This is a genomic window from Labrys methylaminiphilus subsp. lupini, assembly GCF_051161885.1.
Lineage (GTDB): Bacteria > Pseudomonadota > Alphaproteobacteria > Rhizobiales > Labraceae > Labrys.
The window spans coordinates 247086-272067 of sequence record NZ_JBMDIH010000002.1; the positions used below are offsets into that span (position 1 = coordinate 247086).

Annotated in this window: 23 protein-coding genes; 5 read left to right on the forward strand and 18 right to left on the reverse strand. The window is 65.0% G+C overall.

The window, feature by feature from the left end; all coding sequences use genetic code 11:
* Positions 1–12: 12 nt before the first annotated feature.
* Both ACN6KF_RS26805 and ACN6KF_RS26810 read right to left on the reverse strand, forming a co-directional pair.
* The gene (locus ACN6KF_RS26805; protein WP_434959968.1) at positions 13–918 is read right to left on the reverse strand and encodes a proline iminopeptidase-family hydrolase; all 906 of its coding nucleotides are present in this window, start codon (positions 916–918) and stop codon (positions 13–15) included.
* Positions 908–2431 carry a leucyl aminopeptidase gene (locus ACN6KF_RS26810; protein ID WP_434959969.1) on the reverse strand — a complete coding sequence of 508 codons (1524 nt, stop codon included), beginning with the start codon at positions 2429–2431 and terminating at the stop codon, positions 908–910. The genes ACN6KF_RS26805 and ACN6KF_RS26810 overlap by 11 nt, the downstream gene beginning before the upstream one ends.
* A gap of 278 nt (positions 2432–2709) precedes the next feature.
* Here ACN6KF_RS26810 and ACN6KF_RS26815 point away from each other — a divergent pair, with 278 nt between their 5' ends.
* Positions 2710–3612: a LysR substrate-binding domain-containing protein gene (locus ACN6KF_RS26815; RefSeq protein WP_434959970.1), complete on the forward strand. Its 903-nt coding sequence runs from the start codon at positions 2710–2712 to the stop codon at positions 3610–3612.
* A gap of 6 nt (positions 3613–3618) precedes the next feature.
* On the opposite strand, the gene ACN6KF_RS26820 is transcribed toward ACN6KF_RS26815, so the two are convergent.
* Complete coding sequence (locus ACN6KF_RS26820) at positions 3619–5070, reverse strand: HutD family protein (protein ID WP_434959971.1); 1452 nt, start codon at positions 5068–5070, stop codon at positions 3619–3621.
* 209 nt (positions 5071–5279) lie between these two features.
* On the opposite strand from ACN6KF_RS26820, the gene ACN6KF_RS26825 reads away from it, so the two are divergent.
* The gene (locus ACN6KF_RS26825; RefSeq protein ID WP_434959972.1) at positions 5280–5966 is read left to right on the forward strand and encodes a hypothetical protein; all 687 of its coding nucleotides are present in this window, start codon (positions 5280–5282) and stop codon (positions 5964–5966) included.
* Positions 5959–6645 carry an RES family NAD+ phosphorylase gene (locus ACN6KF_RS26830; RefSeq protein WP_434959973.1) on the forward strand — a complete coding sequence of 229 codons (687 nt, stop codon included), beginning with the start codon at positions 5959–5961 and terminating at the stop codon, positions 6643–6645. The genes ACN6KF_RS26825 and ACN6KF_RS26830 overlap by 8 nt, the downstream gene beginning before the upstream one ends.
* 86 nt (positions 6646–6731) lie before the next feature.
* Here the strand turns inward: ACN6KF_RS26830 and ACN6KF_RS26835 are convergent, their stop codons facing one another.
* The 4 genes from ACN6KF_RS26835 to ACN6KF_RS26850 form a co-directional block, all read right to left on the reverse strand.
* The gene (locus ACN6KF_RS26835) at positions 6732–7505 is read right to left on the reverse strand and encodes an SDR family NAD(P)-dependent oxidoreductase (protein WP_434959974.1); all 774 of its coding nucleotides are present in this window, start codon (positions 7503–7505) and stop codon (positions 6732–6734) included.
* A 139-nt stretch (positions 7506–7644) separates the two neighbouring features.
* Entirely contained in the window at positions 7645–8466 is an 822-nt protein-coding gene (locus ACN6KF_RS26840) for a carbohydrate ABC transporter permease (RefSeq protein WP_434959975.1), read from the reverse strand.
* Positions 8467–8469: 3 nt separating this feature from the next.
* Positions 8470–9360: a carbohydrate ABC transporter permease gene (locus tag ACN6KF_RS26845; protein WP_434959976.1), complete on the reverse strand. Its 891-nt coding sequence runs from the start codon at positions 9358–9360 to the stop codon at positions 8470–8472.
* A gap of 244 nt (positions 9361–9604) precedes the next feature.
* Positions 9605–10924 carry an ABC transporter substrate-binding protein gene (locus ACN6KF_RS26850; RefSeq protein ID WP_434959977.1) on the reverse strand — a complete coding sequence of 440 codons (1320 nt, stop codon included), beginning with the start codon at positions 10922–10924 and terminating at the stop codon, positions 9605–9607.
* A 465-nt stretch (positions 10925–11389) separates the two neighbouring features.
* Between ACN6KF_RS26850 and ACN6KF_RS26855 the strand changes: the two genes are divergently transcribed.
* A complete protein-coding gene (locus tag ACN6KF_RS26855; protein WP_434961310.1) occupies positions 11390–12727 on the forward strand; it encodes a hemolysin family protein in 1338 nt (445 codons plus the stop codon).
* Between the two features lie 73 nt (positions 12728–12800).
* Here ACN6KF_RS26855 and ACN6KF_RS26860 read toward each other — a convergent pair whose 3' ends face one another.
* From ACN6KF_RS26860 to ACN6KF_RS26900, 9 genes are all read right to left on the reverse strand, one after another.
* Positions 12801–13955: an alpha-hydroxy acid oxidase gene (locus ACN6KF_RS26860; protein WP_434959978.1), complete on the reverse strand. Its 1155-nt coding sequence runs from the start codon at positions 13953–13955 to the stop codon at positions 12801–12803.
* A 51-nt stretch (positions 13956–14006) separates the two neighbouring features.
* Positions 14007–14753: a histidine utilization repressor gene (gene hutC / locus ACN6KF_RS26865; RefSeq protein WP_434959979.1), complete on the reverse strand. Its 747-nt coding sequence runs from the start codon at positions 14751–14753 to the stop codon at positions 14007–14009.
* Positions 14754–14821: 68 nt separating this feature from the next.
* Positions 14822–15838: a zinc-dependent alcohol dehydrogenase gene (locus ACN6KF_RS26870; RefSeq protein WP_434959980.1), complete on the reverse strand. Its 1017-nt coding sequence runs from the start codon at positions 15836–15838 to the stop codon at positions 14822–14824.
* A 3-nt stretch (positions 15839–15841) separates the two neighbouring features.
* Entirely contained in the window at positions 15842–17173 is a 1332-nt protein-coding gene (gene hisD / locus ACN6KF_RS26875) for a histidinol dehydrogenase (protein WP_434959981.1), read from the reverse strand.
* A gap of 40 nt (positions 17174–17213) precedes the next feature.
* Positions 17214–18014 carry an ABC transporter permease gene (locus ACN6KF_RS26880; RefSeq protein ID WP_434959982.1) on the reverse strand — a complete coding sequence of 267 codons (801 nt, stop codon included), beginning with the start codon at positions 18012–18014 and terminating at the stop codon, positions 17214–17216.
* On the reverse strand, positions 18011–18955 hold the full coding sequence (locus tag ACN6KF_RS26885) for an ABC transporter permease (RefSeq protein ID WP_434959983.1): 945 nt from the start codon (positions 18953–18955) through the stop codon (positions 18011–18013). Before ACN6KF_RS26885 ends, ACN6KF_RS26880 begins: the two co-directional genes overlap by 4 nt.
* A 187-nt stretch (positions 18956–19142) precedes the next feature.
* Positions 19143–20249: an ABC transporter substrate-binding protein gene (locus ACN6KF_RS26890; protein ID WP_434959984.1), complete on the reverse strand. Its 1107-nt coding sequence runs from the start codon at positions 20247–20249 to the stop codon at positions 19143–19145.
* Between the two features lie 52 nt (positions 20250–20301).
* On the reverse strand, positions 20302–21441 hold the full coding sequence (locus ACN6KF_RS26895; RefSeq protein ID WP_434959985.1) for an ABC transporter ATP-binding protein: 1140 nt from the start codon (positions 21439–21441) through the stop codon (positions 20302–20304).
* 283 nt (positions 21442–21724) lie between these two features.
* A complete protein-coding gene (locus ACN6KF_RS26900) occupies positions 21725–22504 on the reverse strand; it encodes an SDR family NAD(P)-dependent oxidoreductase (protein WP_434959986.1) in 780 nt (259 codons plus the stop codon).
* A 214-nt stretch (positions 22505–22718) separates the two neighbouring features.
* Here ACN6KF_RS26900 and ACN6KF_RS26905 point away from each other — a divergent pair, with 214 nt between their 5' ends.
* Positions 22719–23231 carry an OsmC family protein gene (locus ACN6KF_RS26905; RefSeq protein ID WP_434959987.1) on the forward strand — a complete coding sequence of 171 codons (513 nt, stop codon included), beginning with the start codon at positions 22719–22721 and terminating at the stop codon, positions 23229–23231.
* Between the two features lie 15 nt (positions 23232–23246).
* Here the strand turns inward: ACN6KF_RS26905 and ACN6KF_RS26910 are convergent, their stop codons facing one another.
* Positions 23247–24044, reverse strand: coding sequence for an ATP-binding cassette domain-containing protein (locus ACN6KF_RS26910; RefSeq protein WP_434959988.1), 798 nt, complete (start codon positions 24042–24044; stop codon positions 23247–23249).
* 3 nt (positions 24045–24047) lie between these two features.
* The gene (locus ACN6KF_RS26915) at positions 24048–24968 is read right to left on the reverse strand and encodes an ABC transporter ATP-binding protein (RefSeq protein ID WP_434959989.1); all 921 of its coding nucleotides are present in this window, start codon (positions 24966–24968) and stop codon (positions 24048–24050) included.
* Positions 24969–24982 lie beyond the last annotated feature (14 nt).

A 24982-nucleotide genomic window follows, 5' to 3' on the forward strand; every position in this document is an offset into this window, starting at 1 on the left:
CTTCTTGACAGTTCAACTGTCGTGTTGATCCAGGAAGTCCCCGACCACCCGCATGCATCTTTCTTGTTCTTCCACATGCGGCATGTGGCTGGAATGCTCGAATATTTCCCAGCGCGATCCCTTGATGCCGTCCTTGTAGGGCTGCACGGTCGCGGGGGTGGCTTCGTCATGGCGTCCGGAGAGGATCAGCGTGGGCACCTCGACGGCGGGCAGGCGGTCGATGACGCTCCAGCTCTTCAACGTGCCGATGACATGAAACTCGTTGGGGCCGTTCATCACATTGTAGACGGTAGGATTGCGTGCCACCTGGGCGAAGCTTGCCGCCACCTCGGGCGGGAAGGGCACGACACGGCAGACATGGCGCTCATAGAAGACCATGGTCGCCTCATGATACTCCGCATCCTCCGTCGTGCCGGCCTCTTCGTGCCGGGTCAGCGTTTCCTGTATGTCGAGGGGCAGGTCGGCGCGCAGGCGGTTGGCTTCCTCCACCCACAATTTCATCGACGCCGGTGAATTGGCGATGGTCAGCGACTTCAGACCCTCAGGCCTGATCACGGCATATTCGGCACCCAGCATGCCACCCCAGCTCTGGCCGAGCACATGGAAGCCGGCACGAATGCCGAGATGGTCGACCAGGTTCTCGAGCTCGTCGATGAAGAGCGCTGGCGTCCAGAATTCGGCGCCTTTCTCCGGCAACAGGGTGGAATTGCCGCAACCCAACTGGTCGTAGTGGATGACGGCGCGTCCGTCGCGGGCGAGCAGCTTGTAAGCATCGACATAATTGTGGGCGACGCCCGGTCCGCCATGCAGGATCACCACCGGGGCCTTGGCGCCCCCGAACTCGCCGCTGACCCGATACCAGGTCTCGTAGCCCTGGAAGCTAGCCCGGCCGTCCCGGCTGGTGATCTCAAGCGACATTGTGCTTCCCATTCTGGTTATGGACCCATTCTTCCAGCATCTGCACGCCGAAGGCCGTGGCGCCCTGCCGGCCCAAGGGACGGTCGCTCTCGGCCAGTTCCTTGCCGGCGATGTCGAGATGGACCCAGGGGCGGTCCTGCGTGAAATGGCGCAGGAAGGCGGCTGCATAGGGCGCGTCGCCGTCTTCCATGTCCTTGGCATGGTGCCTGAGGTCGGCGAAGGGCGAGTACAATCCCTCGTCATAGGCGCGGTCGAGCGGCAATTGCCAGAACCGTTCGCCGACCGTTTCTCCGGCTGCGATCATCTGGGAGGCGATGGCGTCATCGGTGCTGAACAGGCCGGCGAAGACCGACCCCAGGCCCCGCATCACCGAATAGGTCAGGGTAGCCAAGTCGACGATCACCGAGGGCTCGAAGCGCGAGGCGGCATAATGGAGGCAGTCCGCCAGGAGCAGGCGCCCCTCCGCATCCGTATCGAAGATCTCTACGGTCTGGCCCGAGGCCGTCGTGATGATCTCGCGCGGCTTGAGTGCGGTGCCCGAAGGCAGGTTCTCGGCGATGCCGAGCACGCCCACGGCATGGACGGGGCTGCCCTGCCGGGCAAGCGCCAGCAGGAGGCCGACCACCGCGGCCGCGCCGCCCATATCGGCCTTCATGTCGAACATCTGCGCGCCGCCCTTGATGCAAAGGCCGCCGGAATCGAAGCAGACGCCCTTGCCGACGAAGGCGAGGGGCTGTTCGCCCGAGCCCTTGCCGCGATAGCGCAGCACGGCCACCCGCGGCGCGCGGGCCGAGCCGGAACCGACGGCCAGGAGCGCGTTCATGCCGAGCTCCTGCAGCCGGGCCGCATCGAGAATCTCGACCTCGATACCGGCCTGGCGCAAGGCCTCCAGATGACCGGCGAAACTGTCGGGATGAAGATGGTTCGGCGGCAGGTTGACCAGGGTGCGGGCATAGTCGACGCCATCGGCGATGGCATTGGCGCGGGTCAGCGCCGCCGTGAGTTCGGTCTTGCCGGCGCCGACAAGCTCCAGCCGCCAGGCTTGATCCGCCTGCGCCACTGGACGCGTGTTGCGCAGGTCGAAGCGGTAGCGGCGCAGCCGGACGCCGAGCGCGACGCGTGCCAGGATTTCCGCCCCGGACAGGCTGGTGCCGGCGACGGGATCGAGGACGAGCGTCGCCTCGCCGATGCCCTTGCTTTCCAGATGCGCGGCAAGCGCGCCGCCGGCTCGCGCCAGGGACAGGGCATTGAGCGCTCCGGCCTGACCCAGCGCCAGCACGATCACCCGCCGGACCGATACCGCGAGCGGTGCGATGATGTCGGTGCAGGTGCCGGATGCGGCGAGGGAGATCGGATCGGAGCAGACCCGGGATAGAAGGCCGCCCATTTCGGCGTCCAAGGCCGCTGCCCGAGGGCCGAGTTCCTGCCCGGCAGGCTGCAGGACCACGATGGTGGCGGCTGCGGAGGAGATCCCGTCTGCCGGCTCGAACACAGGCACTGGAGATTGCGGCATCGGACGGAGGACTCCCTTATTGCAGCGACACGCGCGGGGACTGTCTCCTGGCGCATATCCTCGCTCCGGCGTACGGCCCTTGCCGTTCGATCCGAAGTTCTGGCGCATGCGCAGAGCCGCGACCGCCTTTGGCGACGGTGCGGTGCCGACGTCCCCTGTGGTCGCTTTGTCGTGACGACTTGGTCCTTCTTCGGTATCCTTGAAGACGGCAGGCGATCAAACGCCAATTTCGACCACGTCGGTTGACAAAAACTCATCTGACAATTCATCATCGGCGCATGGCACTCCCCTCACTCAATGGCATGCGCGCTTTCGAGGCCGCCGCGCGCCTCGGCAGCCTCAAGGAAGCGGCCGAAGAGCTGCATCTGACCCCCTCCGCCATCAGCCGCCACATCCGCACCCTCGAGACCACGCTGGGCCAGGAACTGTTCGAACGCGGGTTTCGCCAGGTTACCCTGACGACGCGGGGGTCCTATTATGCGCGCTGCCTGTCGGAGGCCTTCGAGGCGATCTGGCGGGCCACGGACGATGTCAGCTTTCACGACGGCCCACGCCAGGGCAAGGCGCATCGCGTGCGGGTGCTATGCGTGCCCCCGGTGCTCAATCTGTGGCTGGCCGACCGGCTGCCGGGCTTTCGCCGCGAGCATCCCTCCGTGGATCTGGAGGTGATGACCTCGGGCAAGCGCGCCAATTTCGACTTGGCCATCGTCGACGAGTTCGACTACAAGGCCGGTCCCGCCTTGACGCTGCTGATCCCGCTGGTGCTGACGCCGGTTTGCGCCCCGTCACTGCTGGAGGGCCCGCTGCCGCTGCGCTCGCCGGCGGATCTGGTCCATCATCATCTGATACACGAATGCGAAACCACGCGATGGATGCGCTGGTTCGAGCAGGAAGGCGTGGCCTACAGCCCGCCTAAATCCGGCACCATCATGGATGATTGCACGCTGATCATGCGTGAAACCATCAACGGCGTCGGCATTGCCCTCGCCGACACCATGATGGCGCAGGATTTGCTGGAGCAGGGCCGGCTGGTCGCCCCGTTCCCCGCCCGCCATGTCTATCCGGCCGGCATCTATCTCTTTCGGCGCCGCAGCGTGGGTAATAAGCAGGGCGCCAGCCTGTTCCAGGACTGGCTGCTGGCCGAGGTCGCCGAGCACAAGCGGGCGATGGCGATCGCCTGAATCATATCAAATCGCCATGGACCTCATCTGCAGGACAATGGCGCGTGCCTCACGGCCGTTCTGGGCTGCAAGGCATGCCGGTCCTTCTGCGCTCAGCAACGCCGTATCGCGTGTCGCCAATTGGAGGGGGGCTTGCGTGACGGGCTTCAGGCTCCATGTCCCGCTGGCAGCGAAGACGATGACGAGATCGTCGGGCGGTATTTCATAGTCGCTGGGGGCGGCCAGCACCTTCTGCGCGACGTGGCGCCAGCGCCGGCGGCTGGCCATGACGTTGAAGACCCGCACGGGCCCTTTGACCGGCCTGCCGATGGGGGCAAGGCCGGTATCGAAGCGGAATGGCGCGAAGGGCAGGAGCCGATGCCTGGAGTTCCCGAAGTCGAGCTCCAATTCCTCGCCCTCGATCAGGGTGATCACCCGCTCCGCACCGGGAAAGCTCGAGAAGGCGCCGTCCTCGATGATCGGGGCGCTGCTGATCCTCACCTCGAAATCGTTGCGCGAGCCGCCTGGCGGCGAAAGATAGATCTCGTCGGTTTCCCCGCGCCCGTTCTTCCAGGGCAATGTCGCATAGGTGGTGCGGGCAAGGTGTTCGACGGCCATGACGGTCCAGTTTCGTTGGGGCAGGGATTTCGGTGGCGGCCGGCGCCGGTCAGGCCAGCCGATCGAGGAAGCGGAGGAGGCCCGGTGCCAGCGCCGCGCCTCGATCCGAGGCGATCGCTCCATCGGCGGCCAGATGAAGACGCCGGATGCCGCTGTCGGTTCTGCACAGATAGAAGCCGGCGGGCGGCCGGCAGAGCAGGGGGAAAGGGTAAGCTGGGAGCCTGATGGGACGATTTCGGCCAGCCAGGGCGTGCCGAGCAGGGCATTGGCCGCCCGGAGGTCGCCAGCCCGTAGGAAGGCGCGAACCTGGCTGGACGAGCAGCGCCGGGCATTGGCCGAGACTTCCGGGACGCAGGTCACGCCGAAGCCGAGGGACCTGCCGAGATGGGTGAGCAGGTCGGCGTCGCCGGCTCGCGACCGGCCGAAGCGGAAGTCGTCGCCTGCGACGACGTGGCTGATGCCGAGAGCCTGCTTGAGGATCCTGTGGGCAAATTCCGCCGGTGTCAGCGAGGCGAAGGCTGCATCGAAGGTCGGCGAGAAGACGTAGTCGAGCCCCAGGGCGCCAAAGCGACGGGCCTTCGTCGCAGGGGTGGTCAGGCGAAAGGGAGAATCCGCCGCGCAGAAGAAACTGCGCGGATGGGGCTCGCAGGACATCACGGCGATCGGCAGGTCCCCGCCGGCAATGATCTCGGCGGCATCGAGCAAGGCCTGGTGGCCGCGATGGAAGCCGTCGAAATTGCCGAGCAGCAGCACGGCGCCGCGGTCGGGGTCTCCAGCGGGCAGGCAATCGGCGACGTGGCGCAAGCCGCCGTGGCCTGCCGCCTGCCATTGCTCATGCTGGATAGGCTGTGTCCATGTCATTGGGCAAATCCCCGGAAGCGGCTCTGCTTCGACGCTCGAAGGCTAGCGATCCGCCGTAAAGACGGGAATTCGCATTTTCCGAAACGCTGCTTTGGGAAAACCGTGGCATGCCGACGGGGCAAGGCCGCTGCTTGGACGGAGTCTCCTTGATGAGATGGGTTATCATGCTATATAGATAACCATAATAATTCGGATTTGGAGCTGACGACATGACGACCGCCCAGGCACTCAAGGCATTGTCGGGGGTCACCACCATCACGGGGACCCCGGAAGAGGTGCGCGACGGCCTCGGCCATCTCGGCGCCAAGGGGACGCAGGTCATCGCCGTGACGCTGGACCAGGTCAGTTCCCCGGCGGCGAAGGTGCTCGCCCATACGTTCGAGAGCATCGCCCCGCTCGTTGGCGCAATCATGGCCCGACGCGAGAAGGCCGCCCTCCAGTCGATCATCGAGGCCCTGGTGCCCCAGGTGCCGTTGCCCCAGCATATGCTGGCCGAAGCTCGGATGACGGCCGAGGCCCGCAAGGCCGTGCTGGAGGAAGGCGAATGGCTCACTGCTGCCCAGGTTGCGGAGGTGGCGGGGTTCAGCGCGACCAATCCCAGTGCCCAGCCCAACAAGTGGAAGAAGGACGGGCAGATCTTCGCCATCCGCCATCAGGGTATCGACTATTTCCCCGGCTACGGCCTGGATCCCTCGACCGGCTATCGGCCGGTCAGGCCGCTGGGCGAGGTGCTGAAGATCTTCGGCCAGGCCAAGGATGGCTGGGGGGCGGCCTATTGGTTCGCCTCCGACAACAGCTATCTGGGCGGGGAGCGTCCCCAGGACCTGCTGCTGAGGGAGCCCGAGCGGGTCATTGCGGCGGCCCGCGACGAAATGGAGGGCGTGCTGCATGGCTAGGGGCGCGCTGAGGCTTGCCAAGGCACGCCCGCTGACACCTGCACCGCCATCACAGCTTGCCGCCAAGACGACATTGAAGACCTGGCCCAAGGGCCAGGTCTTCCACCGGATTCACGTCGACAGATATGGGCCGGCCCAGTTCAATCCCGGTCTTGCCGGCAATGCCCGCTTCAGCCCGATCAAGAACGAGGAGGGTGCGCCGATCCCCACCCTTTATGGCGGCACCTCCTTCGACTGCGCCGCCATGGAGACCGTCTTCCACGACGTTCCCTTCACCGCGCGCCTGAAGACGCTCGACAAGGCCAGGCTTGCCGGCCAGGTGCATTCCCGGCTCGAGCCACGGCAGGATCTCCTGCTCGTCGATCTCAGCGCGACGGCCTTGCGCCGCCTCGGGGTACGCCGGACCCAGCTCATCGATACGGAAAAGGACCGCTATCCCGGCACGCGTGCCTGGGCCGCGGCCTTCCATGCGGCTCTTCCCGAGGCGCAGGGCCTGTGCTGGATTTCCCGGCAGGACGACCGCGCCCTCGCCCTCGTCCTGTTCGGCGATCGCCTTCCCGACGATGTCCTGGCTCCAGTGGGTGGGCAGCGTGTCCTTCTCGGCTCGGGCGAAGCCCTCACCGAGCTGACAGGGCTGGCCGACCGCATCGGCGTGAAGCTGGTCGCAGGCCAGGCCTGACGGCGGAGACGAGGGTCTTCCACAAACAGGGGGTATCGCGTCCACCGGGAGCGGGGGAACTGCACTCCAGATGGACGCGAGAGCGGCTACCAGATGGTGTAGCCGCAATCGACGACGACGACGGCACCCGTCATGGCACTCGCGGCGTCGCTGGCCAGGAACAGGATGGCCGAAGCGATCTCGTCGGCGCGCGCCACGCGCTTCATCGGCGTCATCTCCATCCACACCGGAAACAGGTCCGGCTTGTCGAAGCCGCCGCGCGACATCGGCGTGTCGACATAGGTCGGCGCCACGGCATTGACGCGCACGCCGTGGGGCGCCCATTCGCCGGCCAGCGATTTGGTCATGTGGTGCACGCCGGCCTTGGCGGCATTGTAGTGGACCTGGCGCTGGGGCTTGTTGGAGATGAGGCCGGACATCGAGCCCAGCGTAACGATGGAGCCCTTGCCACGCTGCAGCATCGCCCGCCCGAATTCGCGGCAGCTCCAGTAGCAGCCGTTGAGGTCGACATCGATCACCTTGCGCCAGACCTCGTCGGTCATGTCCTCGCCGCCGGTATCCGGCCAGGCGATGCCGGCATTGGCGATCAGGATGTCGACGCCGCCATGGCGTTCATTGGCCTCGCGCGCGGCCCTGCCGACGGCATCGGCATCGGTGACGTCGAGCTCGACGGCATCGACGGTCCAGCCCTTGGCGGTCAGCGCCTCCCGGCCACTGGCGAGCACGGCCGGGTCGAGATCGGAGATCACCACCTTGGCGCCGGCCTCCAGCAAGGCCTCGGCGCTGGCGAGCCCAATGCCGCGGCCGCCGCCGGTGATGAAGGCCGACTGGCCGGATAGGTCGAATTTCTTCAAATACATCGCTGCAATATCCTCCAGGCGAGAGAAGGGGCGATTTCTTCCAATCGACCTTCTCGCGAACTCTTTGTTTCGACGTGTTTTTCCTGATCGAGAAATCTATCGACTTCTCGATCAGGAAAATACTTGAGTGGTAGCGCCGTCACTTGACGGCGCCGAAGGTGAGACCTCGGACGAGCTGGCGCTGCGTGAGCCAGCCGAAGATCAGGATGGGGCCGATCGCCATCAGCGAAGCGGCGGAAAGCTTGGCCCAGAACAGGCCCTCGGGGCTCGAGAAGCGGGCGATGAAGGCGGTGAGCGGCGTGGCCTGCGTCACCGTGAGGTTGATGCTCCAGAACGCCTCGTTCCAGGACAGGATGATGGCCAGCAGCGCCGTGGAGGCGATGCCGGGCATGGTCATTGGCAGCAGCATCCACACGAATTGCTTGAGAGGGCCGGCGCCGTCCATGCGCGCCGCTTCCAGGATCTCCTTGGGCACGTCGCGAAAGAAGGTGAAGAGCATCCATACGATGATCGGCAGGTTGATCAGCGTGTAGAGGCCGGTCAGCCCCGCGAGCGAGTCCAGCAATCCCGCCCACTGAAACAGGAGATAGATCGGCACGAGCACGCCCACCGCCGGCATCATCTTGGTGGACAGCATCCACATCATCAGATCCTTGGCGCGGGGGCCCGGGAAGAAGGCGAGGGCGTAGGCCGCCGGCAGGCCGATGAGGATGCCGAGCACTGTCGAGCCGACCGAGATGATCACGCTGTTGGCGAAAAAGTGGAGATAGTCGGCGCTCTCCAGGATCTCCTCGAAATTGTGCAGGCTCGGCTGGAAGAACAGGATCGGGGGCGTGGCGATGGCCTGTTGCTCGGTCTTGAAGGCGGTGAGTATCATCCACAGGATGGGAAAGAACAGCACCAGAGTGAACAGCCAGCACAGCACGCTGACGATGATGCGACGGGTGAACGAGACGGCCATCGATCAATCCTCCAGTGCGCGCGAAATCGTGCGCATGAGGAAAATGGCGACGAGGTTGGCGAGAACCACGGCGAGCATGCCGCCGGCCGAGGCGCCGCCGATGTCGGAATCGAGAAGGGCGGTCTTGTAGATCAGATAGGGCAGGGTGGTGGAGGCGTCACCCGGGCCGCCGGCGGTGGTGACCAGGATCTCGGCGAAGATCGAGAGCAGGAAGATGGTCTCGATCATCACCACGATGGTGATGGCCCGGTAGAGATGCGGCAGCATGATATGCGCAAACAGCCGCAGCCCGTTGGCGCCGTCCATGCGGGCGGCCTCGATCTGCTCGCGGTCGAGCGATTGCAGCGAGGTCAGCAGGATCAGGAGGGCGAACGGGATCCATTGCCAGGCCACGATGATGATCACCGATAGCAATGGATAGTCGCTGAACCAGTCGATGACCGGCAGGCCCAGGGAACGTGAGATCCAAGCGAACAACCCGTTCACCGGATGCATCAGCAGGTTTTTCCACACCAGGGCGCCGACCGTGGGCATGATGAAGAAGGGCGCGATGCACAAAAGGCGCGCCAGTCCGCGGCCGAATACCGGCTGATCAAGCAGGATGGCGCCGAGGACGCCGACCACCACCGTAATCGCCAGCACGCTCACCACCAGGATGACGGTGTTGAGGATGGCATTCGTCAGCCCCGGATCCTCGAGCAGATAGCGGTAATTGTCGAGGCCTGCAAAACCGGACTGGTCGAGATAGTTCAGATTATAGCGCTGGAACGACAGATAGACCGTCAGTGCCAGCGGCACGATCATCCAGAAGAACAGCAACAGGACGGATGGCGCCAGCAGGGGACGCGTATCGACGCCGACGCCGCGGTGGCGAGCGAACAGGGCGACGGCCATGGAGCTCCTTTCGGATCGATCCTGGCGCGTTTGGCGATCCGGTCTGTGGTCCGGAAACGCAATAACGCGACGAAACTGGGGGGTGGGACGGGCAAAAGCCCTTGCTCGCCCGCCTTTCTCCGGGGATTAGCGACGCGATCCCGATTGAGGCAGGATCGGGATCGCGCCGCCGAAGATGCGTTCCGGGAGAGAAAACGCATCTTGAGGGATTGCCGGGCGGTTCGCCCGGCAAGCTTGTTTCGGCCTATTTCTTCGGATAGCCGGCCTGGCGCATGGCGCGCTGGGTCAGCGACTGGGCCGCCGCCAGGCCCTGGTCGACCGTCTTCTTGCCGGCGATCACGGCGGCGAACTCCTGGCCGACCGCGGTGCCGATGCTCTGGAACTCGGGAATGCCGACGAAGGAGATGCCGCGATAGGGCACCTTCTCCTGGGTGGCGTCCGTCATGTTGGCGGTCTGGATGGTGTCCAGCGTCAGCTTGGCGAAGGGGGCGGCCTTGATGTAATCGGCATTGTCATAGGTCGATTGGCGCGTGCCGGGCGGCACGGTGACGATGCCCGAATAATCGGCGACCAGCTTGATGTAGTCGGGCGAAGTGGCCCAGTAGATGAACTTCTTGGCCGCATCGGGTGCTTTGGAGGAAGCCGGCACCGCCAGCGCCCAGGACCACAGATAGTGGTTGCCCTTGTTGAACTTGCCATAGGGCGGGTGGGCATAGCCGAGCTTACCGACAACGCTGCTCTGCTTGGGATCGTTGAGGAAGCCGGCCGAGACGGTGGCGTCGACCCACATGCCGCATTTGCCGCTGGCGAACAAAGCAAGATTCTCATTGTAGCCATTGGAGGCGGCGCCCGGCGGGCCATATTTCTTCAAAAGATCGACATAGGCAGTCAGGCCTTCCTTCCAGGCCGGCGTATCGAATTGAGGCTTCCACTCCATGTCGAACCAGCGTGCGCCATAGGAATTGGCGACCGGCGTGATCTGGCCGATATTCTCGCCCCAGCCGGGCTTGCCGCGCAGGCAGATGCCATAGACGCCGTGATCGGGATCATGGATCTTGGCGGCAAAGCCATCGATATCCTTCCAGGTCGGCTGCTCGGGCATGGTCAGGCCGGCCTTGTCGAACAGATCCTTGCGATAGAAGGTCATCTGGCTTTCGGCATAGAAGGGCAAGGCGTAGAGTTTGCCGTCATAGGACAGACCGTCGCGTACCGATTTGAGCACGTCGTCGAGTTTGTAGTCGGCGGGCACGGCATCGAACGCCGTCAGCCAGTTGCGCTCGCCCCACATTGGCGCTTCGAACAGGCCGATGGTCATGACGTCATACTGGCCGCCCTTGGTGGCGATATCGGTGGTCAGGCGCTGGCGCAGGGTGTTTTCTTCCAGCACCACCCAATTCAGCTTGATGTCGGGATTCTTGGCTTCGAAATCCTTCGACAGCTTCTGCATCACCACCATGTCGTTGTTGTTGACGGTGGCGATGGTGAGCTTGGTTTCGGCCTGCGCCGGCAGGCCGGCGATGAACGCCGCCACCGCGCCAAGGCACAGTGTCTTGAGAGCTCGCATGGTTTCCTCCTCCTTCTGGTGTCGTGTTCGACATCTCGATGCGCTGCAAAGTCGATGGTCGGCCCGTCCCTGGCGCGAAGACAAGAGTCCCCGTGTTGCAGCATTGAAAAAATGCGCAAGCTTCATCCAAATTCGGGCAAGACAGGCGAGTTTTGGCAGCGATTGCTAGCGGGCCAGGCTATTTTCCTCCGGGTGTTGGTATTTTTCTCTCATATTTTTTCATAACATTCCAAAAGTTATCATGGAGATTGTTTAAGTCAACAACGAAGCTGCCGGCAGCGGGCGCGATCTGCTGTCATCCGGAGGGGGCTGGATTTCCAGGCGCATGGCGGCGGGTGACTTCTCCTTTCCACGGGGTTTCGCACAGCCTTGACGAGGAGCGGTTTGCCTCCCGGCTTCAGAGCGGCGATGCTAGGAGAGATCGTTTTGTGAAAGGACCGCGCCTGTGGCGCGGAAGGGGAGATGATGTCCGGTTCCGACGACGGTGCTCTCGTCATGGATTTGTTGAGGGTACTAGCCGTCTTCGCTCTCGTCGCCGCCAACGGGTTTTTCGTGGCGGCCGAATTCTCGCTCGTCGCGGTTCGCCGCAGCAGGGTGGCCGAACTTGCCGCGGCGGGGCGGACGAATGCCCGGCCGCTGTTGCGCGCCATCGACAATCTCGACGCCAATCTGGCGGCAACCCAGCTCGGCATCACCATCTCGTCCCTGGCCCTGGGCTGGATCGGCGAGCCGGCACTTGCCCACCTCATCGAACCGCTGCTCGGCTGGCTGCCTGGTGGGATCGCCACCGTCGGCGCGCACGCCATTGCCGTCGCCATCGCCTTCGTGATCATTACGGCTCTCCACATCGTCCTGGGCGAGCTCGCGCCCAAGAGCCTGGCCCTGCAGCGCAGCGAGGGAACCGCGCTATGGATCGTCAGGCCGCTGGGATTGTTCCTGTTCCTGCTGCGCCCGGCCATCCTCATGCTGAACGGCCTCGGCAATTTGGTGCTGCGGGCGTGTGGATTGCAGCCCGGTTCCGGAGAGGAATCGCTGCATTCGCCCGAGGAACTCAAATTGCTGGTCCGGGCCAGCCAGGATGCCGGCATCCTGCAGGATGCCCAGGAGGAGGTGATGGTGCGCGTGCTCAGCATCGGCGGGCGCCGCATCAGCGATATCATGACCCCACGGCGCGAGATCGACTGGGTCGATATCGACGACGATCCCAAGGAGACTCTGCGCATCATCCGCGAATGTCGTCACGACCATCTCCTGGTGGGGCGCGGCAATATCGACGAGCCGCTTGGCATGATCGTCAAGCAGGACCTGCTCGACCGGGTACTGGATGGCGAGAGGCTCGATCCGCTTGCCGCCATCCGCCAGCCGATCATCGTGCATGAGGCCATGCCGATCTTCCGGGTGCTCGACCAGTTCAAGCGGACCCCGATCAGGCTTGCCCTCATCGTCGACGAATATGGTGGCCTCGAAGGCATCGTCACCCAGACGGACCTGCTCGAGGCGATGGCGGGCGACATGCCCGAGGTCGAGGGGGAAGAGCCCGATATCGTCGAGCGCCAGGACGGCTCCCTGCTGATCGACGGCATGATGCCGGCCTATGCCGCATTCGACCGGCTGCAACTGCATACGCGGCCGCAGGACCGCGACTTCCACACCATTGCCGGCTTTGCGCTCTCGCAGCTCGGCCACCTGCCGGATGTCGGCGAGCAGTTCGATTATGGCGGCTGGGTATTCGAGATCATCGACATGGACGACCGCCGCATCGACAAGCTCCTGGCGCGCCGGGTGGACAGGGCCGAGGCGTGAGGGTGGAAGCCACATAACTCAGATCGCGACGGTTAAGGCGCGACTTGCCTTCTCCACGAAGTGATGCAGCACATTACGGGCAATCAGCCGGAATGACGGCCTTCGTGCCGAGCGACTTCAGTTCGTCGATCGAAGCGATGCCCATTAGCGCCAGCGTGATCGAGACTTCCCGGGTGAGGATGTCGATCACGTCGGCGACCCCGGCCTGACCCGCGGCGGCGAGGCCATAGGTATAGGCCCGGCCCAACATGACACCGTCGGCGCCGAGCCCGATGGCCTTGATGATGTCGGCGCCGCGGCGAATGCCGCCATCGAGCATCAGGCAGAAGTCGGGACCAACAGCCCGGCGGATGGCGGGCAGGGCCGCGATGGTACTCGATGCGCCGTCGAGCTGGCGTCCGCCATGGTTGGAGATCACCACGCCGTCCAGGCCGATCGCCTTGGCCCGCTCAGCATCCTCGGGGGCGAGAACGCCCTTGACGACCAGCCTGCCCTGCCAGCGCTCGCGCAGCCAGGCCATGTCCTTCCACGACACCGTCTTGTCGATGTGACGCGAGAGATTGGCGGCCTGTTCGAGCGCGCCGCGCCCAAATTCGCGCCGGTGCTCGATCGCCCGGACGCTGGGCATGCCGCCCGCGGCCACGTCGAGAAGCCAGCCCGGCTTGCGGGCGAGACCAAGGAAAAGCCCCGGCGTCACCCGCGTCAGCGAACGGAAGCCGTTGCGGACGTCGCGTTCCCGGATGCCGGTGATCGCGGTGTCGACGGTCACGAACAGCGTGTCGGCGCCGGCGGCGCGGGCTCCTTCCAGGAGCTCCTCACAAAGCGAGCGGTCGTCGAGCATATAGAGCTGGAAGTGGAGCACGCCCTTGCTCGCTCGCCTGACATCGGCGAGCGAGGCGATGGAGAAGTTGGAAAGGCAGAGCGCGATCCCCGCCTCACGCGCCGCCAGGGCCGCCTTCTCCTCGCCTTTGCCGGCATAGAGGCCGAGGAAGCCGACCGGCCCCAGCATGAAGGGCAGGGGATAGCGCATGCCGAGATAATGCGTGGAGAGGTCCTGCTCACGCGGCTCCACCAGTACGTTCTGGCGAAGCGTCAGCCGGGCAAAATCGTCGCGATTGGCCCGAAGCGTATCCTCCTCGAAGGATCCGCCATCGATATAGTCGAAGAAGATCTTCGGGAGGCGGCGGCGGGCCGCCTCCCGATAGTCGTGCACGTTCACCAATTGCATGGAATTACGCCGTGATGGGATCGAGGGTGTCGAGGAACAGCGAGCAGGCGTTCAGTCATGAACACGCTCTGCTCCTGTATGAAGGTAACGGCTGCCCAGCGAATAGCGGCTGCCGACATAGGTGAAGGTGTTCACGGTCGCGACAACCGGCCCCGAGAAGGTCTTGCGGTGCAGGACGAGGCAGCTGTCGCCGGGGCGGATATGGAGCAGGCGCGCAGTTTCCTCCCCCGCCGGCAAGGCGCTGATCAGATGCTCCACCTCGGTGAGCGGCGTCGATTGCTGCAGATATTCGTAGGTCGCCGCAACCGTGTAGTCCTGGTCGAGATAGCCGCTGACCAGATCGGTGTTGACGTAGCGCTCCTCGAGCTGCACCGGCACGCCGTTCTCGAAATGGATGACGATCGAGTGGTCGACCGGCTTGATCGCCTCGAATTCGAAGGCGATCATCAGTTCGGGCGTGGGCTGCGATATGCGTTCGAGCGTGACGACCTCGGCGCGATGGCGGCTGCCGCGCGCCTTGATCTCGGTGGCGATATTGCTGATCTCGATGAGCGTCGATTGCGGTTTAGGCGGCGCCACGAAGGTGCCGACTCCAGGAATGCGGCGCAAATGCCCCTGCACCGTCAGCTCGCGCAAGGCCCGGTGCACGGTCATGCGCGAGACGCCGAGAGCTGCGACGAGGTCGTGCTCCGAAGGCAGCCGCGCATGGCGCCCCCATTTGCCGCTGGTGATGTTGCCGAGGACGAAGTCCTTGACCTTCTCGTAGAGGGGAGAGGCGGAGTCGGAAAGAACGTCCATGGTCCTGTCTCCTGCTTGGGGGTGTCGAGAAAGCCTGTCGGGTCATGCAATCGGGAAAATAAGGCCTGCTAATCCGTGAACTGGACGATGGTTTTCAGTTTCGCGCTTGGACCGGCCAGCAAACGCTCATAGGCCGCCGGGATCTCGTCCAGGGCTGGCAGGACTTCGCAGAGTTGTTCCAGCGCCCCTTGCAACTGACCCAGCAGCGAGGTGGCCTGCACAAGCTCGTCGTCGGCGAAGGCGTGGCAGCCGATCAAGGCGATCTCGCGTTCGACCAGCTGGGTGGGGTCGAGGTCCAGCCTGCCGTGGCCGATGCCGACCAGGCAGAGAGCCCCCGCGCCGGAGAGGAGGCCGAGCGTCGTGGCGATTGCCCCGGCATGTCCCGTCGCATCGATGGCATGACGCAGTCGCCGCTCCCCAAGCGCAGCGGCGATGTCGTCGGCCGCCAGGTCGACCCGCCTGCCTCCGCTCAGGGCGGACACCAAGTCGGCGCGCGCGGCGTTGGGTTCGCTGAGCAGAATGGGGCCATCGTGCAGATGGGCGAGCAGCAGGGCGCACAATCCTCCGATCGTGCCGCAGCCGACCACGAGGACCGGCTCGCCGCGCGATGCGGCGAGGCGCCGTACCGCGTGCAGCGCCACTGCCAGCGGCTCGGCCATGGCGGCGATCCGCGGCGGCAGCGAAGGCGCGTGCGGCACGAGTAACCGGGCCGGCAATTGCACGGCATCCGCAAAGCCTCCGTCGCAGGCCTCGCCGACGAAGCCGAGATTCTCGCAGACATTGTGCCGCCCGTCGGCACAGGCGGCGCAATTTCCGCACCAGAATCTCGAATCTGCGACGACGACATCACCGACCGCAAACCCGCTCACACCCTCACCGATCGCCGTCACACGGCCGCAGAACTCGTGGCCTGCAACCGAGGGGCGGCGGGTGATCCATTGGCCGGTCCGATAATTGTGCAGGTCCGAGCCGCAGATGCCGGCGGCCCTGACTGCGAGATTGACATGGCCGGGCGGCGGGGAAGAGGGGGCCTCGACCGCCTCCACGCGCAGGTCCCTGACATCGTACAGCCGGACCGCCTTCATCGCTCAGCCGCCCTTCTTCTTCAGATAGGCCTCGCGGATCGGCGAGACGGCATTGGCATGGGAGGAAAAGCCCTCATAGAGCGCCAGCTTGTGGGAGTGGCGGGCGAATTCGGCATAGGCCGGCGCGGTGACATAGCCGATCGAAGAACGCTTGACGAAATCGGTCACCGAAAGCGGACCGTAGGTGCGGGCCCAGCGGCTGGTCGGGAGCACGGCATTCGGCCCGAGCGAGAAATTGGCGATGCTGACCGGCGTGTGCGTCCCCATCAGGATCTCGGCGGCCTCGGTGATGTGGCCGAGATGGATGAAGGGCTCCTCGGACAGGATTTCCAGGTGCTCGGGCGCATAGTCATTGACGAACTGGTAGCTCTCCTCGATCGAGGAGGTCAGCACCACGCCGCCGGTGCTGCCCGTCAGCACGGCCTTGGAGAAGGTGACGCGCTGCTCGGTCATGCGGGCCCAATGCTCGGGCAGCGCGGCGAGCGCCTCTTCGGCAACCCGGCGGCTATGGGTGACCAGATAGGCCGAGGAATCCGGCCCGTGCTCGGCCTCGATCAGCAAATCGAGTGCGGCGAGGCCGCCATGCACGGTGTCATCGGCTAGGATCATCACCTCGGAGGGACCGGCCGGCAGGCCGGTATCGATGACGCCCGACAATAGGCGCTTGGCGGCAACGACCCAGGGGCTGCCGGGGCCGACGATCTTGAGGGCCGGCTTGACGGTCTCGGTGCCATAGGCGACGGCCGCGACCGCCTGTGCGCCGCCGACCTTGTAGACGGTCTCCACTCCCGCGAGCCTCGCGGCGACCAGCGTGGCCGCATCGACCGAGCCGTCGGGCGCCGGCGGCGTGACGATGGCAAGGTTGGGAACGCCGGCGACCACGGCCGGAACCGAGGTCATCATGGTCACGGATGGGAAGGAACCCTTGCCGCGCGGCACATAGAGGGCGACCGACTGGATCGGGGTGAAGCGGTCGCCGGCATAGGCGCCCGGCCGGATTTCCTTCAGCCACATGGCCTCGGGCTTCTGCTCCTCATGGAAGCGGCGGATATTGTCGATGCCGAAGGTGATCGCCTGGATGACGTCGCCATCGACCTGCTTGAAGGCGGCATCGAATTCGGCCGGCATGACCTTGAGGTTGGCCTCGCTCACCTCGGCCCTGTCCAGTTCCCGGCCGAAGCGGGCCAGCGCGGCATCGCCCTCGGTCCTGACCGCCTCGAGGATCGGCGCGACCTTCTCGATGAATTTGGAAATGTCCGTTTCCGAACGGCGCAACAGGGCGGCCTTCTCCTCCGCGCTGAGGCTGGCATAGTCGTAGAAGCGGGCTGAGGTCATCGTTCTGTCCTGGATACGCGGCCGCTGGCGGCCTTTGACGTCATTTGGATTTGAGGAAGATGTCGAGGCCGACGAGCCGATCGAGCAGCGCGATGGCGAGGCCGGCGCAGGCGATGAAGACGACGGAAATGGCGGCGAGGTCCGGCGTGATGATGGAGCGGATGGAGTTGTAGATCTGCACCGGCAGCGTGACGGAACGCGCATCCACCAGCAGCAGGCTGACCAGGAACTCGTTGAGGGCGAGGATGAACATCAGGAGCGAACCGGTGATGATCCCCGGCAGCACCGCGGGCAAAGTGATGTAGATGAAGCGCTGCAAGGGCGGCGCACCGCAATTGGCCGCAGCCAGTTCCAGGTCCGGGCTGAGATTGCTGGCGCTGGCCGTGACCGCCCAGATCATGAAGGGCAGGTTGATCACGCAGCAGGCGATGCCGACGGGCCAGAGCCGGCCGAGCACGCCGAGATTGCCGAAGACCAGCATCATGCCGATGCCCGAGCCGATCAGCGGGATGGTGAAGGGCAGGAGCAGATAGACCTGGATCGAGCGCTCGAAGCGGATCCTGTATTTGGCGAGCGCGATGCCGGCCAGCGTGCCGACGGGTACCGCGATGAGGGTGCAGATCGTCGCCACGATCAGCGAGCGCACAAAGGCCTGGCGCAGATCGGTTGCCTGGGCGATGGCACCGTACCAGCGCAAGGAGAAGCCCTCGGGCGGGAAGGTGATGATGTTGCCCGCGGTGAAGGAGGCACCCAGCACCACGATGGTCGGCGCCGACAGCATCACCAGCGCTGCGATCACGAAGCCCCAGATCACGATGGACTTGCTGGTGCTGCCGGTCATTTGCGTTCTCCGGTCATCGCCAGAGTGCCGGCGCCGAACAGCATGAACACCACGCCGACGAGAATGGAACCGACCGCCACCAGCATCAGCGAGAGCGTGGCGCCCAGGCCCTGGTCGGAGGTGCGGAAGAACTGGTCGTAGATGGCGTTGGCGATGAAGTCCTGCGTGCCGCCGCCCAGGATGGCGGGCACCGCGAAATCGGTCAGCGAGAGGGTGACGACGACGAGGCCGGCGCCGACGAGGCCCGGACGGGCGAGGGGCAGGACGATATGGCGGAAGGTCCGCACCCAGCCCGCGCCGAGTGAACTGGCAGCGGCTTCCAGTTCCGCCGGTATCGCCGTCAGGGCCGGCGCCAGCATCAGCACGGCGAAGGGCAACATGTATTGGACCAGGCCGAAGAGGACGGCGGGATAGTTGTAGAGCAGGCGCATGGGCGCCACGCCGACCAGGCCGAGGGCCTCGTTGACCATGCCCTGATTGCCCAGAATGATCAGCCAGCCATAGGCGCGCACCACCTGGCCGATGAAGAAGGGTAGGAACAGCGCGACCAGAAGGAACTTGCGCAAGCCGGAGGACGGCGTGCGCACCATCAGATAGGCATAGGGGAAGGCCAGGATCAGCGTGGCTGTCGTCACGATGACGGCGCCCATCAGGCTGCGCCCGGCCACGGCGGTGAAGAAGCTTTCGCTCACCACGCGCTGGTAGTTGGCGAGCGTGTAGTTCTCCGACATCAGGAAGGTGCTGGTGTCGAGGACGCGCAGGCTGGCATCGCCCATCTGGATCAGGCCGAGCACGAGGAGGCCGACCAATACGAGCGCGGGCAGCAGCATCAGATAGGGCAGCCCGGCCTTGAAGCTCGACGGCCACACCCGGGCAGCCAGGCGCTCGAGCGCATCCATGATGCGCCAGGTCAGGGGATAGGCGGCACGCGAAGAGCGCATCCTGTCGGTCCTCGATGGAATCTGCCTTCTCCCCTTATGGGAGAAGGTGGCCGAGCGTAGCGAGGTCGGATGAGGGGAGATACGCAACCTTGCAAGGTATCTGCCAACACCCCTCATCCCCCTGCCGGGACCTAAGGCACTTCCATGGGAAGTGCCAGATCCCGCGAGGGGAGAAGGCTGGTTTGTCTCACCCCTGCATGATTTCCTTGAACTTGGCGAACCACTTGCTCTCGTTCTCTACCTGCGTCCGCGACGAGATGCGGATGAGGTGCTTGAAATCCTCTTCCTTGGTCGGATAGGCGGGGTTGTTGACGAGATCGGCCGGCGGGGTGAGACCGGGTACCACGCCCGGCAGGCCCAGGCCGTCGAGCCAGATCTGCTGGGCGTCCTTGGTCAAGGCGTGGTTGATGTACTGCTTGGCCCAATAGAGCTCGTTCTCCGGCAGGCCTTTGGGAATCCACAGCCCGTCCGTGTCGAACTTGGCGCCTTCCTCCGGCACCACCCAGGCGAGGTCGATGCCGTTCTTCTTGGCCTCGCGCGCATTGGTGGAAATGGTGCAGGCCGCGTCGATCTCGCCCTTCTGGAACCAGGTGGTGAAATCGGGATCCTCGCCCAGCAAGGGCTGCTGCTCCTTCACCTTGGCGATGAAGTCCCAGGCCGCCTGCATGTTGGCCGGAATATCCTCCAGCTTGCCGCCGCCGGCGATCTGGGCAGGGAAATGGAAGCCGATGCCGTCATTGTAGAGCGCGATGCGGCGCTTCAGCTTGGGATCGAGCAGATCCTTCCAGGATTTGGGCGCTCCGTTGGGGAAGGCCGATGGCCGATAGGCCAGCACATAGACATAGCCATAGGTGTTGACGATCGGATAGCCGTCGAGGCCGACGGGCTTGGCAAGCTCGGTGGTGTTCTTGAGGTTGGGCAGGTCGGAAAGATCCTCGGTCACGCCGCGCAGCGCCGATTTGGTGGCATTGGTGGTGGTGTCCCAGTTCACATGGATCGGCGGGGTACGCTTCTGGGCCACGGCTGCCCACAGCTTGGGCTGGATTTCGTTGTCCTCGGTCAAATCGTGGCGCACGGCGATGCCGGTCTTCTTGGTGAAGCTGTCCGAGACACCCGCCTTCAGGGCGTCGACCCAGCTGCCGCCCCAGGCGCGCACGATGATTTCGGAGGGCTTTTCGGGCTCGGCGGCCATGGCCCGGCCCGTGCCCAACGCGGCCGTCGCGCCCGCCGCCAGCAGGGAGGCGAGCAAAGTGCGCCGGCGGATCTCAACCGACAGGAACTGATCTTGTGACATCACTGGTTCTCCTCTGGATCGGACCTTCTCGGGTCACTTCTTGGACTTGGCGTCACTTCTTGAAGACATGCATATCCTTGGCATTCCATCCCAGGCTGACGGCCTCGCCCGGGTCGAATTGCTGATGCGCGATGGGATCGTGATCGAAGACCCGCAGCAGTGCGCCGTCGAGAGCCGGAACCCGTATTTCGTAGACGATGCGCTCGCCCTCGAAGATGGAATCCTCGACCACGCCGTCCACGATGGTCTCGAGGCCCTGCAGCTTCGCCGCGCTCGGCGCGATCCGGACCTGCTCGGCCCTGACCGCGCCCTGGCAGGCCTGTCCGGGAGCCGGCGGTTCGGCGGGATTGGCTGCTACGCCGACCAGGCTGCGACCCGCACTGGTGAAGGCCAGGGTGGAGGCTGTCGCGGCACCGGCGACGCCCTCGATGAAATTGGTGACGCCGATGAAATTGGCGACGAAGGCGTTGGCCGGCGTCCGGTAGGCGTCGAGCGGGCGGGCCTTCTGCTGGATCTGGCCGCCATTCATCACGATGATCTCGTCGGAGACCACCAGGGCCTCGCGCTGGTCGTGGGTGACGTTGATCGTCGTCACCCCGAGCTCCTTCTGGATACGGCGGAACTCCAGCTGCATTTCCTCGCGCAGCTTGCGATCGAGGGCGGCCAGCGGCTCATCGAGCAGCAGGAGGTCGGGCTCGAACACCAAAGCGCGGGCGATCGCCACGCGTTGCTGCTGGCCGCCCGACAACTCGTTGATGCGGCGCGCGCCATAGCCGCCGAGGCGCACGAGCTCAAGATAGCGCTCCACCTTGGTGGCGATGCCGCGGGCATCGTGGCGGCGCATCTTGAGGGGAAAGGCGACGTTTTCGGCGGCTGTCATGTGGGGGAACAGCGCCAGCCTCTGGAACACCATGCCGATGGCCCGCTTATGCGCCGGCACGGCGCTGACGGGCCGGCCGTTGATGAAGATCTCGCCGCGGGTCGGCGCGTCGAAGCCGGCCACCATGCGCAAAAGCGTGGTCTTGCCCGAGCCGGACGGGCCGAGAATGGTGAGGAATTTTCCCTTGGGCAGGTCGAAGGATGCGCTTTTGACCGCATGGACATCGCCAAAGACCATGGCGACGTCCTTCACGGACACGGCAAAGGAGCTCGCTCCGCCAGACAGGCGGCTGCCGAGGGGCGCAGATTCCATTTCGTTCCCCTGTCTTCCCGGGTTGCCGCGTTCGGTCCCGCAGGCCGAATTCATGGCAGCACGAAGCTGTCTATACAGCTACATACAAATACGGTCAACGCTGTCTGCGCAATTCTTGCCCGCACCGCTATTGTGACTAATTATTGTGCAGTGCATGAAGATCGAAGCTGAAGCGATCAAAGCGCTTTGCGATGAGACGCAATCACCTGAATCGCAAAGACGTGTCGAAACGCGACGTTAAAATGGGCAAGCGTTCGCCCGTGAACGCGCCTTCCTCCCGGAATCAGATGGAGGCGAGATAGCCGCCATCGACCGGGATGCAATGGCCGGTGACATAGGCCGCGGCATCCGAACACAGGAACACCGCGACGCCCGCTATATCCGCCTGCTCGCCGAAGCGCCGTTGCGGGATCTTCGCCAGCATCTGCCCCTGCCACGCCTCGTCCTGGTAGAACACCTCGGTCATGGCCGTGCGGAAATAGCCGGGCGCGATCGCGTTCACCCGGATGTGGTGAACAGCCCATTCGGCCGCGAGGGCGCGGGTGACCCCGAGCAGGCCGGATTTGGAGGCGCCGTAGGGAACCGCGGTGGGAATGCCGACGAAGGAGGTGAGGGAGCACAGATTGACGATAGCTCCGCCTTGGCCCCCACCATCAGCTCCGGCCATGATCCGGCCGGCTGCCTGCGAGCAGAAGAAGGCGCCCTTGAGGTTGGTCGAGACGATGCTGTCCCACAAGGCCTCGTCGACGTCCAAGGATGGGCGCACGGTCTCGACGCCGGCATTGTTGACCAGGATGTCGAGGCCGCCGAGTGTCTCGGCCGCCTGGCCGATCACGGCGTTGCAGTCTTCGACATCTGCGACATCCTGGGCCAGGGCGACGCAGCGGCGCCCCGTTGCCTCGACGAGTTGGCGGGTGCTTTCGAGATTCTCCAGCCGGCGTGCCGTCACGGCGACATCGGCGCCCGCCTCGGCCAGGGACACGGCGATGGTCTGGCCGATACCTCGGCTGGCACCGGTGACGATGGCGCGGCGGCCGGTGAGGTCGAAAATCGGGCGCGACATGGTGCTCCTCTCGCCATCGGGCAAATGCGATCGCCGGCTGCTCTGCAATCGGGTCGGTGAAGGCTGACTTAATTTCATCAGACAAAATCGCGCGGATCGCAAGGTGCCTGGCTTGCAGGGATGAACCCCAGGGGACGGTAGAGGCATTTGCCAGGCGGTGTGCGGCGCCTATAGTCCGCGCCAACGCGACATCGTGATGGTCCGGGAGGGACAGATGGATTCGACTGAACTGCGCGCCATGCAGGCGCCGATCAAGGAGCGCTATCGCGCCGACCCGACGACGGCGCTGATCACCCTGAAAGCCAAGGGCTCGATCGATGGCGAGGGCATTGCCTGCAAGGTTGAAACCGGGCGGGCGCTGGCGACCGCCGGCCTGCATCCGGCGACTGGCGGATCCGGGCTGGAACTGTGCTCCGGCGACATGCTGCTGGAAGCCCTGGTGGCCTGTGCCGGCGTGACGCTGAAATCGGTGGCGACGGCGATCGACCTGCCTCTCAAGGCCGGCCAGGTCAGCGCCGAGGGAGACCTCGATTTTCGCGGCACGCTGGGCGTCGACAGGGAGGCGCCGGTCGGCTTTGCCGAGATCCGGCTTCGCTTCGACGTCGACACCGAGGCGCCGCAAGAACGGCTTGACCAGTTGCTGAAGCTGACCGAGCGCTATTGCGTGGTGTTTCAGACCATCAAGAACGGCCCGAAGACCAGCGTGTCGCTGCACCGGATGGCCTGACGCGCGGGATTCTCCTCAACCGGACAGGGAGAGGTTTGCCTCCAGCAGGCGGCGGGTGGCCGGCTCCCTGGCTTGCCTGGTGATAGTGCCGGACGGCAGGTTTTCCACCAGGCGCCCCTTGTCGAGCACCAGGATGCGGTCGCAGAAGGACTGCACCACCGCCAGATTGTGGCTGATGAACACATAGGTCAGGCCGAGCTGCTGCTTGAGGTCAAGCAGCAGCGCCAGAATCTGGGCCTGCACGGAGACGTCGAGGGCGGAGGTCGGCTCGTCCAGAATCAGGCATTCGGCCTCGACGCCGAGCGAGCGGGCGATGTTGATGCGCTGGCGCTGGCCGCCGGAGAATTCATGCGGGTAGCGCTCGGCCGCGTCGGGGCTCAGTCCCACCAAGCGCAGGAGCCGGGACGTGCGCTCGCGTGCGTCCTCACGGTCGGCGGCGATGCCCAGCCGCAGCATCGGCGTTGCAATCTGGACGCCGACGCGTCGGCGCGGATTGAGGGCCGAGGACGCATCCTGCAGCACGAGCTGGAGACGGCGGCGCAGGGGTCGGCGCGCCTGGTCGGACAGCCTGTCGATCCTGGCGCCGCCGAACAGGATCTCGCCACCGTCGGGCTGGTCGAGGCCGGTCAGCAGGCGCCCGATCGTCGACTTGCCCGAACCGGAGGCGCCGATGATGCCGACGATCTCGCCGCGTTCGATCGCGAAATCGACATCCTCGACGGCGACGACTTCGTGCCGCGGGCCGAACAGGCCGGTGCGCACGCTATAGCGGCGGGTGAGGCCGCGGACCTGGAGGAGGGGAGGTGCCGCCATCGCTTATCGTCCGGCTGCGCGGGCCAGGATGGCCGGCCGATCCTGCCCGCTGATCACGCTGGGCATGGGGCGGGGCAGGGGATGGTCCAGGCGTGGCACCGCGTCAATCAGTGTCGCCGTGTAGGGATGTTGAGGTGCCGCAAGCACCCGCGCGGTCTGCCCGGTCTCGACGATGCGTCCCTGCTGCATGACCGCGATGCGGTCGCTCAGGAACGACACCACGCCGAAATCATGGGTGATCAGCAGGATGGCGGTGCCATAGCTGTCGCGGATCCGCGACAGCAAGGCCAGGATCTGCTTTTGGGTGGCTGTGTCGAGCGCCGTCGTCGGCTCGTCGGCGATGATGAGCTTGGGGCGGCTGTTGATCGCCATGGCGATCAGCACGCGCTGGCGCATGCCGCCGCTCAGCCTGTGCGGATAGGAGGCCATGACGCGTTCGGCCGCTTCGATGCCGACTTCGCCAAGCCAGCGCACAGCTTCGCGGCGGGCCTCGCTGCGGCCTAACCCGTTGCGGAAGGCGATCATGTCGGCAAGCTGCCGGCCGATGGTGGATGTCGGGTTCAGGGAGGTCAGCGAGCTCTGGACGATGAAGGCGATGTCCTGGCGCAGGATGCGCTGGCGGTCGCGCGTGCCGGCAGCGAGCAGATCCCGGCCCTGGAAGAGGATGCGCCCTTGCGTAATCCGGGCGGCAGGACGCGGCAGCAGGCCGACGATGGAGGCCGCCGTCATGGTCTTTCCCGAGCCGGACTCGCCGACGAGGGCGAGAATCTCGCCGGCCTGGAGATTGAGGTCGACGCCCCTGACGGCCTTGATGGTGCGGCGGGGTGTGGTGATGGTGACGTGCAGATCTGCGAGGCGCAAAAGATCCGAAGGGCCTGGCGACGCTTGAACCTTGTGATGCGCAATGGGGGCAATGATCGACATGGCCGCTCCTTCAA